The following is a 2,093-nucleotide window of genomic DNA, read 5'->3' on the forward strand; positions in this document are numbered from 1 at the left end:
CGCGAGCCGGTTGATGAACTGCGCACGGGTCATGACCGGGCCGACGGCGTCGCACACCAGTTGGCGGCGCCCGTCGGCCAGCAGCAGGATCCAGTCGGCCAAATCCCGCGCGTCGATGAACTGCACCGGGTCGTCCCGGGGTTCGGGGGCGATGAACGGGTGCCCGTCGGCGGCGGCCGCGGCCAGGCGCAGCGGCCAGTAGCTGAAGCGCCCGGTCCGGTCCCCCGGCCCGATGATCAGTCCCGGGCGCAGGATCGTGAAGCTCGGGGCGTGCGCGGCCACCAGCTGCTCGCAACCCACCTTCATCCCGCCATAGGACTGCGGGGAGTCAATCGAAACGTCCTGGCCGATCGCCGGCACCAGCCGCTCATCCGGCCCGGCCGCATCCCCGGCCCGCGGGTCGGCGTACACGTTGAGCGTGGAAATGAAGATCCAATGCCCCGCGTGCAGCCCCTGCAGGGCCCGGCGCACGTGGCTGGGCTGCCCCAAGACGTCCACCACCACATCGAAGCGGGCCCCGGCCAGGGCGGCGGGCGCCGCGTCCTTGCGGTCCCAGCGCACGAACCGGCAGCCGGCGGGCGGGCGGCCGCTCACGCCGCGGCTGGCGCAGATGACCTGGTGCCCAGCGGCGAGCGCGGCGGCGGCCAGGTGGCGGGAGAGGAACCCGGTGCCGCCCAGGATCAACAGTTTCATTGGCCCAGTCAACCAAGCGGCGGCGGGATTGGGAAGGGGCAGGGGGCAGGCCGCCCGGGCTTTTCCTGCCGCCCCGGTGGTCCGGCGGTGCCTAGTGCAGCAGCAGCGCGACGGTCACATAGGAGGTCAGCGCGCTGGCCAGCACCCATTCGGCGTTCGAGCCGGTCGCCCCGAGCACCGGCACCGCGACCCGGCCGTTGGCCTTCCAGCATCCGCCGATCCCCGGCAGGCGGCGGAACCAGCGCGGGGCCTTGAAGCGGATCGGCCACAGCAGGTTCACCCCGCCGATGGTGAGCATGTCCCCCAGCAGGTGCACCCCGGCGCCCAGCACCACCGCCAGGAAGAACCAGGAACGCTCATCGGGGGCGTTCATTCCCACGAACGCGGCCCCGGCCAGGGCGATCACCCAGCACAGCAGCGCCGGCATGAACTTCATGGTCTTCACGGCGAAGGAGATCAGCAGCACCGCGAACACGGCGGCGCCGGGGTAGACCACCCCCAGGCCCGCGGTGTGGACCGACCACTTGTCCAGCACCCAGGCCAGCAGCGCGAACGCGCCGACCCCCAGCAGCGAGTGGGTGCCGTTGCGGTGTCCCCCGGAGATCGTGCAGACCAGGCGGGTGACCAGGTTGGAGATCGGCGGCAGGGAGCGGGCGATGGTCGCCGAGGGGTGGTCCGCGTCGGGCAGCATCGCCGCCCCGGCGCACACGATCGCCCCGGCCAGCGTCTCCCACTGGTTCATCTCGAAAAGCCCGAGCCCCAGGTTCACCGGTCCGAGGTCCACCTGTGTTGTTATTGCCAGCCACGCGGCCGCGCCGCTCATGGCGTGGTGTCCACCCATCATGGATTCAACCTTAGAACGTATGTACGACACTTCCCGATCCGTGACAGGGGTAACCTTAGACACATGTCAACCGTGAGAATTGCGCAGAAGCACGACTGTGCCCGCATCCTGGAGCTGATCCATGAGCTGGCCGTCTACGAAAAGGAACCGGACGCGGTGAAGAACACCGTCGCAGACCTGCAGGAGCACCTGTTCGGCGCCAACCCGCAGGTCTTCGCCCACGTGGCAGAGGACGCCACCGGGCAGGTGGCCGGCGTGGCGATCTGGTACCTGACCTATTCGACGTGGGAGGGCCGGCACGGGATCCACCTGGAGGACCTGGTGGTGCGTGAGTCCGCCCGCGGGCAGGGGCTGGGCAGCGCGCTGCTGAAGGAGTTGGCGCGGATCGCCGTCGAGCGCGGGTACCGGCGCCTGGAGTGGGCGGTGCTGGACTGGAACGCCCCGGCGATCGGCTTCTACGACGCCATCGGCTCCAGCTCCCTGGACGGCTGGACCACCCGCCGGCTGGACGGTGCGGCGCGGGCGAAGGCGGGTGCCTGATGGAGTACCGCGGCAT

Annotated in this window: 3 protein-coding genes; 1 reads left to right on the forward strand and 2 read right to left on the reverse strand. The window is 70.6% G+C overall.

Annotated features, from left to right (window positions below):
• Positions 1-693: NAD-dependent epimerase/dehydratase family protein (locus RCJ92_RS15690; protein ID WP_446755094.1), on the reverse strand; the 693-nt coding region annotated here is incomplete at its 3' end.
• A gap of 91 nt (positions 694-784) precedes the next feature.
• A complete protein-coding gene (locus RCJ92_RS15695; RefSeq protein ID WP_138926370.1) occupies positions 785-1,537 on the reverse strand; it encodes a metal-dependent hydrolase in 753 nt (250 codons plus the stop codon).
• Positions 1,538-1,600: 63 nt separating this feature from the next.
• On the opposite strand from RCJ92_RS15695, the gene RCJ92_RS15700 reads away from it, so the two are divergent.
• Positions 1,601-2,077, forward strand: a complete 477-nt coding sequence (locus RCJ92_RS15700; RefSeq protein WP_446755095.1) for an N-acetyltransferase family protein — start codon at positions 1,601-1,603, stop codon at positions 2,075-2,077.
• Positions 2,078-2,093: the final 16 nt, after the last annotated feature.

It is taken from the genome of Glutamicibacter sp. BSL13 (assembly GCF_052928425.1).